The organism is Chryseobacterium rhizosphaerae, from assembly GCF_003385455.1.
GTDB classification, from domain to species: domain Bacteria; phylum Bacteroidota; class Bacteroidia; order Flavobacteriales; family Weeksellaceae; genus Chryseobacterium; species Chryseobacterium rhizosphaerae.
The window spans coordinates 292,149-307,828 of sequence record NZ_QNUF01000003.1 but is presented as its reverse complement, the minus strand read 5'-3'; the positions used below and the strand labels follow the sequence as shown (position 1 = coordinate 307,828).

General features: G+C 38.1%; 6 protein-coding genes. 1 reads left to right on the top strand and 5 read right to left on the bottom strand.

Features of this window, described 5'->3' with window-relative positions; translation table 11 throughout:
- The 4 genes from DRF57_RS04365 to DRF57_RS04350 all read right to left on the bottom strand — a co-directional run.
- A partial coding sequence (locus DRF57_RS04365; protein WP_123863279.1) for a non-ribosomal peptide synthetase occupies nt 1-8,703 on the bottom strand: 8,703 nt, incomplete at its 3' end.
- A 244-nt stretch (nt 8,704-8,947) separates the two neighbouring features.
- Entirely contained in the window at nt 8,948-10,720 is a 1,773-nt protein-coding gene (locus DRF57_RS04360) for a fibrobacter succinogenes major paralogous domain-containing protein (RefSeq protein ID WP_115917070.1), read from the bottom strand.
- Nucleotides 10,721-11,116: 396 nt separating this feature from the next.
- Nucleotides 11,117-11,599 (bottom strand): hypothetical protein, encoded by a 483-nt coding sequence (locus DRF57_RS04355; RefSeq protein ID WP_047490016.1) that lies wholly within the window; start codon nt 11,597-11,599, stop codon nt 11,117-11,119.
- 187 nt (nt 11,600-11,786) lie between these two features.
- Nucleotides 11,787-12,425, bottom strand: a complete 639-nt coding sequence (locus DRF57_RS04350; protein WP_081989039.1) for a 4'-phosphopantetheinyl transferase family protein — start codon at nt 12,423-12,425, stop codon at nt 11,787-11,789.
- A gap of 213 nt (nt 12,426-12,638) precedes the next feature.
- Here DRF57_RS04350 and DRF57_RS04345 point away from each other — a divergent pair, with 213 nt between their 5' ends.
- The gene (locus DRF57_RS04345; RefSeq protein WP_047490011.1) at nt 12,639-13,142 is read left to right on the top strand and encodes a superoxide dismutase family protein; all 504 of its coding nucleotides are present in this window, start codon (nt 12,639-12,641) and stop codon (nt 13,140-13,142) included.
- A 55-nt stretch (nt 13,143-13,197) separates the two neighbouring features.
- On the opposite strand, the gene DRF57_RS04340 is transcribed toward DRF57_RS04345, so the two are convergent.
- Nucleotides 13,198-15,327 carry a carboxy terminal-processing peptidase gene (locus DRF57_RS04340; RefSeq protein WP_047490009.1) on the bottom strand — a complete coding sequence of 710 codons (2,130 nt, stop codon included), beginning with the start codon at nt 15,325-15,327 and terminating at the stop codon, nt 13,198-13,200.
- Between the last annotated feature and the right edge of the window lie 353 nt (nt 15,328-15,680).

Sequence of the window (15,680 nt, the reverse complement as noted above, 5' to 3'; positions counted from 1 at the left end):
GTTATCCAGCACATAAGTCGTCATATTACCAATCGGACCTCCGATATTCAGCGGATTACCATCTTCCTTGTAATAATGCAGCGTTGCACAAACTGTCCCCTCCGTAGGTCCGTAAGCATTAATAACATCCACTCCTTCAGCCTGATAAAGAGCCATGAGCTGTGGATTTGTTATGTCTCCGGCCACCATAAGTTTTTCTAAAGGTAAAATATAGTCTTTAGTCAGTAGAACCGGTGGTATAGTGGCAACACTGATGGTATTTACTGCTATATATTGTTGTAATGCGGCAATATCAGTCTGTCTTTCTTTATCTAGCAAATAAATACTGTGACCATGAGTAATGACAGGATAAAGTTCCGCAACATGGGCATCAAAGACGTAATTAGCATACCATAGACAGTTTTTGGAAGCCGTTCCATCAGAAATAAGATCCAGATCTTTAGCAAACTGCTTGATCAGATTGGAAACACCTTTATGTTCAATCATTACTCCTTTAGGAAGTCCTGTTGTACCACTGGTGTAGATGACATAAGCCAGATTATCTGAATTCACCTGGGTAACAGGATTACTTGAGTCTGTGAGTTCAAGCTGTGCTTTAATGTTTACCTCATCTAAAGCGATACAGTCTACCCCCACATCTTCCAGCTTTTCGGCTGTACTTTCCTGGCCTAAGACAAGTTTTGCATCAGTATCCTGAAGAATATGTTTTATTCTGTCTGCAGGATAAGAAGGATCCATCGGGACATAAGCTGCACCCGACTTCAGAACTCCTAACATTGCAATCAACATGTTCTCAGAACGATCTAAACATAAAGGAATAATATCGTCAGGCTGAAGATTGTAAGTTTGGATAAGATAGTTGGCCAAACGATTTGCTTTCTCATTCAGGTCTTTGTAGGACAATTTAATATCCTGATAGACTACAGCAATCTGATCTGGGGTCTTTGCAACCTGATCTTCAAACAGCTTATGAATGGTTTTTTCAGATGAATAATCAGAAACGGTATTATTCCAATCCTCGGTCATCTTTTTATAATCACCCTCTTCCAGAAGATGAAGATCATGTATTCTGGTATTTTTAGCTTCTGCATCACTCATCTGGGCCAATTGCTCCAGAAGCAACACATAAGTATCTTTTAATTTTATAATGGTATCTCCATTGAAAAGAGATACAGCATAGTTAAACATTCCGCGGATGTTTTCTTCCCCATCATCTATCATGGTGGTTAAATCAAACTTCGCGGCCTGATAATCAATTTCTCCCTCAAAAGGGGAAAATAAAGTTTCGTGATCATCAGAATTTCTTCCGAAACTCTGAAGTCCAAACATCACCTGAAAGACAGGATGTCTGGAGGTATCCTGTTCTACACCCAATTCCTCCACCAGCTTCTCAAACGGAAGATCCTGATGAGACTGGGCTTCTGTAACCGATCTTGAAACCTGAAGGATAAAGTCTTTAAGGCTTTGTTCAGGATCAATAGTCTCTCTCAAAGCAAGTGTATTGACAAAGAATCCGATCATGTCCTCAAGACCTGCATGGTGACGGTTGGCGATTGGACTTCCCAATACAATATCGTTCTGTCCTGAATACGCAGAAAGCATCAGGTAATATCCACCTAGCATGACACTATTCAGACTTACCCCCAAATCTTTGGAAAGTTTTCTCAGACCAGAGCCCGTCTCTGAAGAAAGATTAAAGTACATACTTGCCCCTTCATAAGAAATATAGGAAGGTCTTTTATGATCTAAAGGCAGATTGAGAGATTCAAAACTGTCAAGAGTCTTTTTCCAGTAATCGATCTGTTTTTCCAATACATCTCCGGTAAGGTAGTTACGCTGCCATAGCGCAAAATCTTTGTACTGAATCTTTAAATTGGGTAGTAGAGAATCCTTACCGGCTACAAGAGCTTCATAAACTGCCTGTATTTCCTTTAAAAATACATCTATTGACCAGCCGTCAAAAGCAATATGATGAACAACTACAGACAGGTAATAATGCTCTTTCAGCTTGAAAACATTAATATCCACAGGGAGTTCTTGCTCCAAACGGAAAATCTTGTTGGCCGATCTGTTTATATTCTCCTCCAATTCTTCCCTTGTCTCTACTTCTGTAATTGTAAACTCAGGAATAAGATCTGTAACCACCTGGTAACCCATTCCCTTCTCAGTAGTTCGAATCACCGAACGAAGCACTTCATGGCGCATTACCACCGCTTCTATAGACTTTTGAAGAAAATCCAATCTTATTTTTTCTCCCAGGCTGAAAGCCATCGGAATATTATAGGCACTACTTCCTCCCTCAAAAGCTTCTATAAACCATAGTCTTTCCTGAGCAAACGACAGACGTTGCTCTTCAGGTGAAGAAAATACAATCGGTACAATAATTAGCTGCTCATTGACTGTGGAGTCTGATTCCAGCACCGAGCCCAAAGATGCAATGGTTTTATGGCTGAATACGGAAGCCACCTGAATCTGGAAATCCAGCTGATTCCTGATTTTACTGATCAGTTTGATCGCCATGATACTGTTACCACCCAATTTGAAAAAATCATCATGAATGCCAATCGTATCCGCATTTATTCCCAGTACCTCTCCATAAATATGGCAAAGTTTTTCCTGCAGCTCATTCTCTGGTGCTGCATATTCCATACTTGCTGTAAATTCTGGTTCAGGAAGCTGTCTTCTGTCGAGTTTTCCGTTAATTGTTAATGGAAGATACTCAAGGTATACATAAGCATTAGGAACCATATATTCAGGCAGTGATTCTGCTAAGAATTCCGAAAGCACGGAAGATTCTATAGGAGCATCAGATACATAATATCCGGCAAGGTACTTCATGCCGGCAGTATTTTCTTTAGCCAGTACAACAGCCTGGCGAATCCCCGGATAGCCCAGTAATGCGGTTTCTATTTCTCCCAGCTCAATTCTGTACCCTCGGATTTTTACCTGGAAGTCATTACGGCCAAGATATTCCAGATCACCATTGGAAAGATATCGAACAAGGTCTCCGGTTTTGTATATTATATTATTTTTTCCTCTGCTTTTCTGTACTTCCGTTTGGAAAGGATTCGAAATGAATCGCTCAGCAGTCAGGTCAGGTCTGTTCAGATATCCGCGCGCAATGCCGTCTCCACCAATATACAGTTCACCTACAGCTCCTACAGGAACCGGGCGATAAAGATTATCCAGCACATAAGCCGACGCATTCCCTACAGGACGTCCAATCAAGTGTACATCTCCATGATATACCTGTTTATAAGTAGCATAAATTGTAGCTTCGGTAGGTCCATAAAGATTGTAAAGGAGGGTCTGTTCAGACCAGTATTTTCCGGTTTCATAATCACACGGTTCTCCCGCATAGAGCAATCCTTTTAGGTTCGGATACTGTATTTTTGGAAGTACGGATAACATTACGGGAGGTAAATAAGCATAAGCTATCTGATGATCCAAGAGATACCTGCTTATTGAATCTGCATCCTTTTTAGTAACCTCATCAAGCAAATGCAGCTCATTTCCAAACAATAAAGTATTGAAAAATTCTGATACAGATACGTCAAAAACATAGGACGTATAAGCTGTTATTTTTTCTCCTTCACTGAATCCGTATGCATCTCTTACCTGATTCACCACATTCACCACATTTCTATGCTCTATCATTACTCCTTTAGGCATTCCGGTGGTTCCACTGGTGTAGATAACATAGGCAAGATGGTTAGGCTGAGTTGTCGTCACCGGATTTTTAGGATCTATTTTACCGATAAAGGTTCTGAATGTTTCTTCATCAATAGATATTCCGGTTACATGGTCCAGTCTTCTTACTTTTTCTAAAGTCCTTTCCTGAGTAAGAACTATTTTTGCTCCGGTATCATCAAGAATATGCTTTATCCTGTCTGCAGGGTAAGCTGGGTCCATAGGTACATAAGCTGCTCCGGTCTTTAAGACTGCTAAAATTGCAATCAGCATATCTTCCGAACGCTCTAAACAAAGAGGAATAAGATCATCTGATGTAAGCTTATAGTTTTCAATAAGATAATGGGCCAGTTGGTTCGCTTTCTGATTCAGTTCACGATAAGAAAGCTTATTATTCTGATATACTACAGCTATTTGATCAGGTGTTTTTTCTACCTGATCTTCAAATAACTGATGAATTGTCTTTTCTTCAGGATATGCAAGCCCAGCCGTATTCCATTCTCCTGTTATTTTTTGATGGTCTTCTTTTGTTATAAGGGTCAGGTTCTTTATGGAATTGTTTTCTGTTCTATTTCCAATGTTAACAAGCTGCTTCAGGAAAAACAAATAGGAATCCATCATACGCATAATCGTCTCATTGCTGAAAAGGGACACTGCATAATTGAAAATTCCCCGGATCACATCCCCATGGTCATCAATCATCATGGTCAGGTCAAACTTTGCTGATTGATAGTCTATATTTCCATCAAAGGGTTGAAGCACAGCTTCATGGTTTTTAAAAGAAGTTCCGCCATCAAAGCTTTGAAGCCCAAACATCACCTGAAAAACAGGGTGTCGGGACATATCCTGTTCTACACCAAGTTCTTCCACCAGTTTCTCAAATGGAAGGTCCTGATGAGACTGTGCTTCCGTTATGGATTCAGATACCTGAAGAATAAAGTCTTTGACCTTCTGGTCAGGATTAATTTTCTCTCTTAACGCCAGCGTATTGACAAAGAACCCTATGATATTTTCGAGTCCCACATGATGACGATTCGCAACAGGGCTTCCCACTACAATATCATCCTGCCCGGAATAGGCAGATAACATCAGATAGTAGCCACTTAGCATCATACTGTATAAACTCACTCCGAGATCTTTTGAAAGATTTCTCAGTTCTGATACAAGATCTGCGGGCAGGTCAAAGTATTGTGTTGCCCCTGCATAAGAAATATGGGCAGGTCTTTTAAGATCCAAAGGAAGATCCAGTGTTTGGAAACCATCAAGTTTATTTTTCCAGTAAACAATTTGTTGATCGAGTCTTTCCCCTGTCAGATAATCTCTCTGCCATAATGCAAAGTCTTTGTACTGTATTTTTAATTCCGGTAAATCAGGATTTTTCCCTTCAGAAAGAGACTGATAAATGCTGCATAATTCTCTGATAAAAATATCGGTAGACCATCCGTCAAAAGCAATATGATGAATCACAACAGAAAGATAATTGCGGTTCTCCAGATTGAAAATATTAATGCTCATCGGGAGCTCTTCTTCCAGATGAAAAACTTTGTTTGCTGCATGGTTAATCGCTTCATCAAGCTCTTTTCTGGAGTCTACTTTTCCAGTATAGATGGGAAGTTCCTGCCCGGTTATAACCTGATATCCTTCTCCGTCTTTTGTTGTACGAATGAGACTTCTCAACACTTCATGGCGTTGAGTCAGTGTTTCAAAAGATTGCTGAAGAAGTTCCATTTGAACATTTTCACCCAACATGAAGATCATCGGAATATTGTATGCATTGCTTCCTCCTTCATAAGTTTCTATAAACCAAAGCCTTTCCTGTGCAAAAGACAAACGCTGTTCTTCAGGTGATGATACTATTACAGGGTTGATGACAATCTCTTCCGCCTGATTGTTTTCTCCGTTGAGTATATGAGACAATGATGCGACTGTTTTATGGCTGAATACCATGGCCACATTCACCTGAATATCCATCTCTTGTTTGATCTTACTGATCAGTTTGATCGCCATGATACTGTTTCCTCCTAATCGGAAGAAATCATCATGGATACCGATATGTTCAGAAGCGACGCCTAAGATTTCTCCATAAATCTTGCACAAGTTTTCTTGTTGTTTATTTTCAGGTCCGGTATATTCTCTGTCTCCACTGAAGTCGGGTTCAGGAAGCTGTTTTCTGTCTAGCTTACCATTGATGGTCAATGGTAAAGAGGTGAGATGAACAAAGACACTCGGTACCATATATTCCGGTAAAGAGGAGGATAAATACTCAGTAAGGAGTTCATGATCCAGCTCTCCGGCTGATACATAATATCCGGCAAGGTATTTCATCCCCGCATTGTTCTCTTTGGCCAATACCACAGACTGTTTTACTTCAGGATGCTGAGACAATCGGTTTTCGATCTCTCCAAGCTCTATTCTGTAACCCCGGATCTTCACCTGGAAGTCATTTCTTCCAATGTATTCTATATTCCCATCAGGAAGCCAACGCACAAGGTCTCCTGTACTGTACAATCTTCCATTTTCTCCATTCTCTTTCTGTTCTTTCGTTTGGAAAGGGTTAGTAATGAAACGTTCCCCTGTCAGATCAGCACGGTTTAAATAGCCTCTTGCTATTCCCACTCCTCCAAGATAAAGCTCACCTACAGCACCTACAGGGACTAAACGACGGGATTCATCCAGTACATAAGCTGAACTGTTTCCTACCGGACGGCCAATCAAATGAACATCTCCATGTTCTACCTGTTTGTAAGTGGCATAGATCGTAGCTTCGGTAGGGCCGTAAAGGTTGTACAACACTTTCTCTTCTGACCAGTATTTTCCTGTTTCGTAATCACAAGGCTCTCCTGCATACAACAAACCTTTAAGGAATGGGTAAGCTACACGTGGAAGAACAGAAAGCATCACCGGTGGTAAATAGGTATAAGCAATTTCATTAGAAACTAAGTATCTGCTGATGGCATCTGCATCTTTCTTCGTTTCTTCATCCAACAGGTGAAGTTCGTTTCCATACAGTAAACTGTTGAAAAACTCGGATACGGATACGTCAAAAACATAGGACGTATAAGCCGTTATCTTCTCTCCTTCACTGAAACCATAAGCCTCTCTTACCTGAGAAACAACGTTGACTACATTCTTATGTTCCACCATCACTCCTTTAGGAAGTCCCGTGGTTCCACTGGTATAAATAACATAGGCCAGATTATCTGATTGAACTTCCGTAACAGGATTTGACACTTCCTGTGATTCCAGAATGGTTTGAAAAACAGAATCGTTTATAGAAATAGTTGTTACTGAACCTGTCACTTTTTCTATAGTGCTTTCTTCAGCAATAACTATTTTACTGCCTGTATCTTTAAGAATATGTTCTATTCTGTCTGAAGGATAAGAGGGATCCATAGGAACATAAGCTGCCCCGGATTTTAATACTCCTAAAATAGCAATCAGCATATGCTCTGAACGTTCCAGACATAATGGAACCAAATCATCCGGCTTAAGTGCATGAGTTTTTATCAGATAATTTGCCAGGCGGTTCGAACGCTCATTAAGCTCTTTGTAGCTTAATCTAACATCTCCATAAACCAACGCAATCGCTTCAGGAGTTCTTGATGCCTGAGATTCAAATAACGCAGGAAGTGTTTTATCTGAAACTACAGACCCTATCCCGTTCCAGGAAGTCACTGTATTTTGATAAGAATCATGACTTAGCAGCTCATAGTTTGTGATCTGTTTTTCTACTTTCCCTTCCAGTAAATCTTCCAGTATTTCAATAAACAGTTCCTTATAAATGTCTACAAATCCCGTAACCAGTCTGACATCAAGTTTTTGATTGGCATAACGAACTTTAAAATTAACCTGTCCATCTCTTACTTCCTGCTCAAATGATAATTTTCCTACCAAATCAACATTCAGGTCGCTATTAATAATTACACTACTGGCTCCTTCATAATGAATAACTACATCCTTAAGACTGGTCTGAACAAATCCAAATTCCAATATATTTGATGTAGGAGCATGGCTGATAAGCTCTTCAATAGGAAGATATCTGGCCTTACTTTTTTTTAGCAGATGGGTATAATCTAAATTTTGCTGTACAAGATCCTGAAGTGAAGATTCTTTATGAAACCTATATCCCTTCAAAATAGTATTGATGTGAGCTCCAAAAATAAAATCCTGTCCTTCCGTAATACCAACAGGATAGTTGATCACCAGGTTATCTATTCCGGAAATTCTATGAAGTAAAACAGCTAATACCAATTGCCCAAATGTATAGGGCGTAAGTTTATATTTTGATGTTAGTTGTCTTACCTTAAGAAATACAGGTTCAGGAAAATTAAACCGGAGTTCACTTACTGGATTGGTGAGAAGCGAGGTTTTTTGTTCAAGATCCGAACGAACTAAATCTGAGGTCTGCAGAAATTTAAATCCAATATTTTCTACATCTTTCAGACTGTTTTCCCAGAAATTAGACATTTCTTCTTTCCCAACTGTCAGTATATCATCAAACTGACCCCTCAGTTTTTCGTATAATTTTTTCTGCTCTGCCAGACTTATTGGGTTTACATAGCTAAGATCATTGTAAAAGGTACTGAGTTCTGCATAAATACTGTTAGCACTTAGACCGTCAACAAGAATATGAGAAAAGATATGGATAATCCTATATCCTCCGTTATCAAGTTTAATTGCATAAAATCTCGCCAGCTGGTCCTTTTCAAGATCAAACGGCTGTAAGGCAAGCTTTAATACTTCTTCAGCATCTGGCTCTTTGGAAATAAACGTCAATATTTGAACATCTTCAGAAAGCAGCGGCCTGTGCTTCCAATGCAAGCTTCCCGATTCACTTATAACATTACTGTTGAGTAGTAAATTATTGTTGACAAACCGGACTAAGCTTGAATTCAATCTCTGAATATCTATATATCCGGACATTGACTGGTCAAAAATAATGTTGTAGTCACTTCTAAATGGATTCAGTATCCATTCATTATAAAAGGTCGATTGGTAAGATGTTAGCTTCATGAGGATATATCTGTAAAAGATATTGTATTAGGTTAGGTTTCAGATACTTCTCGGGCCTCAATCAGATTATGATTAGATTTTCATAATCTAAAGAAGTATTTGTTGATTTTATAAGGAATGTGTTTTTAAATAATAAGCCCTGCTTTTGCTGATAATAGCTATAATCTGGTGAGATTTTTAACCACATTGGGTAGCTGCCAACAAAGTCGACAGCTACCCCAGTGATTATTTAAAAATTATACTTTTACTCTTTAATACAACGAACAGAGATTCCCTGTGCTTTACTTGCACCGAATGTTGAGGAAGGAGCACCAAACTGTGGAATTTGTAGTGTATATGCCGCCGGGCTAGCCAGGGATCCAGCACTGCTGCTCCAATAAAGTCCCGAAGTACCTGTTGTAACAGTTGATATATTTCCAAGACCTGCATCACGAGTTCCGGCAGCAGGGAGTTTTAATTTGCTTGCTGCTGCGCCAGTAATTCCATTACTTAAATTAGAAGCATTTAAATAATTCTGTAGCTGCGCCTGTGATGGAACTGCAAATCCAATAGGACATGGGTTATTTACGGCAGTACTGTTTTCCCAAAGTGTAATACTTGGAGTTACTCTCCAGTCACTTCCTGTAGCAATGAATCTGGTGTCTGTAGGATTATCATTCGCGGTACCAGTAATGGTAGGGTTTACTGGTGTCCCGGTAGTAGACGAAGTCCAGTTAATCAAATCATGTCCATCCGGTTTTCTTCCCCATTGGAATAATGATCCGTAAGCTTTATAGTCATTGGCAGCTGTTGCCTGTTGTGCAATACTGAAAGAAGGGCTGTTTGTATTGGTATAATCCGCACCCAGGTTATTATTTAACCAAGTATATCCATCTTCAGCCTGAACCGGTAAATAAAGGAAATTATGATTCAGAGTTCCCAGGTTATCAGGCAATCCGAATTTTCTGTCAGGAATACCCGGTAATATACGAACATCATAATTCTTTGAGGTTCCAACATTGTCAGAAGGGAACTGGAATCTTGCCATTAATACACCAAGATAATCATTCCCTATCCCTGCATTAATGTCCAGTTTACGTGCATTCAACGTACCACCAATTGCTGTAAGAGTTGCTTTAATCGATTTGCTTCCTGCAGTATAAGACTGTGCATTCCAGGAAAGTCTAAGCTGTCTGGAAATACCATCCTCAGTAAGGTTGGCAGGAACCGTTGTTACAGAGCTCCACGCTGAAAGATTACCGGTTCCTGTAGCGGTTACAGGTATATAAATTTCAAGCCCAGTTGTCGGGATAAAGCCCTGGTAATCGGCTAATTTATCCGGTACACCATCAGCAGCAACAGGTCTGGCAGTAGTAGCAGGTCCTGTAGGTGCTGTAAACGGAGAATAATCATTGTCATAAACAGATCCTACAAAATAGATTCCCTCAAGTATTGTAATCGTTGGAGGAATTACCGGTGTTCCACTATTCACCGTAAGAGAAAGACCGGAACATGTACTTCCGTTTACGGTAATATTAAATACAGCAGAAGGTGTACTAACCGGAGTTCCGGTAATGTTATACTGTAAACTTCCATTTCCTACAGCAAAGGTACCTGCTGGTAAAGTAGCTGTAAGCCCATTAGCCTGAACACTCTGCGCAGCATAAGCACTCCCATCACCTCCTGTGTAAGGAATTGTTAACGTTCCTGTATAAGGCTGATTCTGAACAGCGGGAGAAGGAGCAAACACTGCGGAAGAACATACGAGAGCAAAAGGAGAATCTTTCCAGAAGCACTGAGACCATGCCCCACCTTGAAATGCCTTTACACACTGTTCTGCTACATCATAGATTAACATCCCGTTAACCGGATTAGCAATAGCTCCCGTATTAGGAACCCTGTTCAATAATAAACTTTTGTTTGTAGACCCCAGTTCCAGGTCAGCACTTAGATGAGGATTAGCTGTATTAATCCCTACCTGAGCGAAAGAAAGTGAGCTAATACCAATAATGATGGGTAACAATAAATTTTTTTTCATTTTAAAGTTTGTTGTGGTTTAATTAAAATTTGTTCATAAATTATTCTTATCATTGAAATTGCAGTAAAATAAAGGAATAGTAAACCCTGGAACAATTTCAGGATGTCCCATATCAATATTATTTGCAAGCCAACATCAATCTGATTCCGCTTGCTGCTAATAAATAATATGGTCAATTGACTTATTATCAATGTGATATAAGATGATCCGCTTCTTACTGAATTATATGTAAAAAGAATTACTAACTATAGGTTGTTATAGTTTGAAATTGGTCACCAAAGAGAATATCTATTGCATTATTTATTTGGATTTAGAAGTAACCGAATAATCATTTCCAGCAATATTTACATTGAATGTAAAATTGCTGGTTCAATTCAGAGTATCCGTAATCGAATACTATAACCTTCCATTTTTTGCAACAAATTCTCCGGCAGGTAACACTGCAGTAAGTTTGTTAGTCTGAATAGTCTGTGTTTCATAAGCATCTCCATTTCCTCCTGAATAAGAAATAGTCGGAGTACCTTTATAAGCCTTTTCTGTTATTGGTCTGGGAGAAACCGTAACAGAGGTAGGTGTTAAAGCGGTAGCATTAACAGGACTTTGGGATTTTTTGGAATTTAGCCCTTTTCCAAGGCATTTAGACCATTTCCCTGCCTGATACGCCTTTACACATTCTTCTGATAAATCATAAATCATCATTCCATTGACAGGATTTGGAACAGTTCCTGTATTGGAAACTCTGTTTAAAATCAAAGTTTTGTTTGTAGAACCCAATTCAAGATCGGAGCTGAGATGAGGGCTTACTCGATTGATACCTACCTGCGCAAAAGATAGCGTACTGAAACTGAGGGCAGTTAGTAGTAATACATTTTTTTCCATTTGTATGAAGTTTAGTGTTTGAAAACAATTTTTTCTCTCAGTAAAGATAAATGTTAATTTTGAATGTACAAAAAAAAATGTGTAAAATATACAATTTTAATCACCTATTAATGATTTTTAATCGCAATTTAAAAGTTTGAAATTCATAGAGATAATAAGGGATTTGATAGGATAAAATATAATTAACTCAAATTTTGAATACCTCCAAAAAAGGTACCACATTTTTAATATTAATATCAGTTGAAGCTATGCAACAATTATATCTTTTATCTATAAAAAACTCCTTGGTAAAGAATTTTTTTCCTTCAATAACGCATTCATTGTTTAAAATTTCAAACGAGTCAAGAGAAATCATCATGCCGCTACCCTCTGCTTTTAAAACGGCTTCTTTTTTTGTCCAATAAGAAAAAAAACTGCTTATTTTGTCTTCAGACTGATGAATTTCTTCAAATTCACCTCCCGTCATCTGAAATTTAAAATCCAAATAATTGATAGTTTCATCGGAGAACTCAATATCAATTCCAATAGGAAAATCAGCTATAACACAAGCCACAAGATTTTTGGAGTGAGAAATATTAAAATGAATAGGATGGCCTTTTAAAAATGGTTTATTATTGGGTAATTTTCCAATATCAGCCTCATTGATGCCAAAATGAGCACTTAATCCATGCAGCAAAAGAACTCTTCCCAACAGGGAAAGCTGGGCATCCTGCCAGCGCCTGTACTTCAGAATATCTTCCTTAAAATCTTCTGAGAAAGCATTCAAATATCTGTCCATCAAAAATTTGTGCCTGCTTTCATCAATAAATGAATATAGAATAATCATCAAAAATAAATTAGATTAAAAATAGTCATTTTCTTTTTCAAATCTATTTTGAAACTTATTATTTATTTTGCAGTAAGGCCGGCCTCTCCTCAGCAACCTCTATAAATTCCAGGGATCATTAACCGGCTTTTTCAGAAAAAAAGACTGGAATCATAAAGCGCTTTGGAAAATCTTTTATAATTTTAGCCTATAATCACTATAAATCATTTAAAAATGAAAGTACAAACATTAGCATTATTGGCTGGGTGTGCATTTTTAGCAGCTTCTTGCAGCACTATAAAAACGTATGCAGTAAACGCCAAGAGCGGAACACAAACAGGAGGAACAGCAAAGTTTACCCAACAGGGAAACAATGTAATTATGAAGCTTGATGTCACTCATCTGACCCCTGGAATCCATGCGGTACACATTCATGAAAAAGGAGACTGTTCCGCAGCAGATGGAACATCTACCGGAGGACATTGGAATCCTGGTAAAGATGACCATGGAAAATGGGGAGCTGAACACTTCCATATGGGAGATATCGGTAACCTGATTGCGGACGAGAGTGGAAATGCTACTTTAACTTTTAAGACAGACAAATGGTGTCTTACCTGTACTGATGAGTCTAAAAACATCATTGGAAAAGGTCTTATAGTGCATGCCGCAGCAGACGATTTCCATACTCAGCCTACAGGAAATGCAGGAGGAAGAGTGGGATGTGTAGAAATTAAATAAATCCTTTTTATTTCAATAAAAAAGCCGCTAACTTTCATTAGCGGCTTTTTTATGATTATGATTTTGTTCCCATATCTGCAACAATATTCATTGCTTCCTGCAGGTAGAGATCTTTTTTCAGATTTTTGATCCACATTTCAGATTTCTTCTTAAATGCTTCATCTTTTTTCGCTCTTTCTATTTCACTTGGATACATCATAAACTGAAGTCCGTTTTCAAATTTAGTCAGCGCTTTAAACTTCTCAATCTGAGACTTTCTATGCTTCATCAATTCATTAAATTTATTGATATTCAGCGTAATGTTTTCTTCTTTATCCAGCTTTTCTCTCCACTGAGCTGATTCTAACAACAACTGGTAATTGCTGTTTTTAGCCATTCTTTCAGAGCTTGCTTTCTCAAGAGCCTGAATGTTGAAATAGTTTAGCTTTTCAAATTTCGTAGGTGGAATTTTATCCCACGCCAATGCGTAATCATCATATCGCTCTCCTACTTCAGCATAGGTAAAGAAATCTTTCATCTGAATATCTGAAACAATTCCTTTTCTCTGAGTAGATTCTCCTGTAATTCTATAGAACTTTTGAATCGTCAGCTTTAAAGATCCGAAGTCATCTTCAGTATTCAAAAATCTATTCAGATCCACAAAAGTCTGTACGGTACCTTTTCCGAAAGATTGTGGTGATCCGATGATCATTGCTCTTCCGTAATCCTGCATTACTCCTGCTAAAATTTCTGAAGCTGAAGCTGAAAGTTCATTTTGCATGATTACTAAAGGTCCCGTCCATATAGGAGCTTCATATTTGTTCTTTAAGGTCTGGATTTTTCCATTTCCATCCTTCACCTGAACATAAGGTCCTGCATCCATGAAAAGACCCATAATATCTCCAACTTCCGTTAAAGATCCTCCCCCATTATTTCTCAGATCAAGAATAATCCCTTCAATATTCTGAGCTTTCAGTTTTACAATTTCATTTTTAATATCATCGGAAGCATTTCTTCCTTTTGCATTTTCAAAATCAGCGTTAAAGCTTGGAAGGTTGATGAATCCGTATTTCTTTCCGTTAGGGGTATTCACTACAATACTTCTTGCAAAAGTATCTTCAATAGCTACCTCCTCACGAATCATAGTAACGTCCTTTATAGATCCGTCCTTTTTCTGAACCGTTAGTGTTACCGGTGTTCCTTTTTCACCTCTGATCAGCCTTACCGCTTCATCAGAAAGCATTCCTACAACATTTACCGCGTCATCTTTCGGTTTAGATTTCACCTTTAAGATCTTATCCCCTTCAGAAAGCTGCTTAGATTTCCACGCCGGAGCTCCAATGGTTAGAGCACCAAGGAAAAGATTTCCTTTTTTCTCCTGGATAATGGCTCCAATACCAATTACTTTTCCGGTAAACTGGCTGTCGAAATCTTCTTTATCTTTTGGTGAATAATAATTCGTGTGTGGATCAAATACTTCCGTATATGCATTCATATACACCGTAAACCAATCCATTTTCTTTCTCTTTTTGAATCTTGTAAAGGTATCTTTTACAAGGTCTTTTACTTCATCCGTAGCCTTCTTAATCTTTTCATCCTGAGTAAGAACCTTGAAATTGATAGTATCTTTCAGTTTGTACTTCTGAACGGAATCTTTTTTCTCTTTCTGAGCTTCCTCTTTACTGTTCATTGATTCAATCTCCTGAAGGATATTATATTTGATGAACTTCTTCCACTCGTTATACTGCTCCTGCTTATTGGCAGGTATTTTTTTAAGCTTTGGCTCAAGGGTAAGCGCTTCATCTTCCTGAAGATTAATCGGCTTACTAAAAATATCCTGGGTAATCTTATCAATGTCATCCACTCTTTGGTAGAGTCTGTCTATGGTAAGCTTATAAAAGGTAAGATCACCCTGGCTGATATAGTCATCAAGCTTGGTTTCATGCTTGCTGAATTCATCCATATCAGATTGCAGGAAATATCTTTTTGCAGGGTCTACCAATTCGAAATAATGCTTATAAACGTCCTTAGAGTAGGCATCATTAATAGTTTTTGGGCTATAATGAAGATAAGAAAGTGTATTTTTTACGCTCACCATTATTGTTTGCATCTTTTCATCGTCATTCTTTGGCGAGTTGAAACAAAACATTAGACTTGTTAATGGAATTAGGAGTAAAAATTTATTCAGTTTGAAATTTTTCCACATAAACTGTCCTGTATTTATTAATTTTTTTAAAAATAAGTATATCAATTAGTAACACAAAATACTCGTATTGTTACAAACGATCAAATTTAATACCTTATTTACAAATATCGTATAGTTTTAGTAATTTTTATCAAAAGAGCTATGTAAATAATACAGCCTCTTCTTTATACTCCCTGAGCATTGAATTTTATCTCATACTGGAAAATACCTGTACACCCTCCTTCTACAATGGCTTTAAGACATTATTTCCTTGCTGTCAAATTCAAACAACAGGTACCACAAAAACAGTTTTTACGGCATAAAGGCACAGATTATGCTGATAGTTAAACAGATAACTTTAAAAATGTAACGTT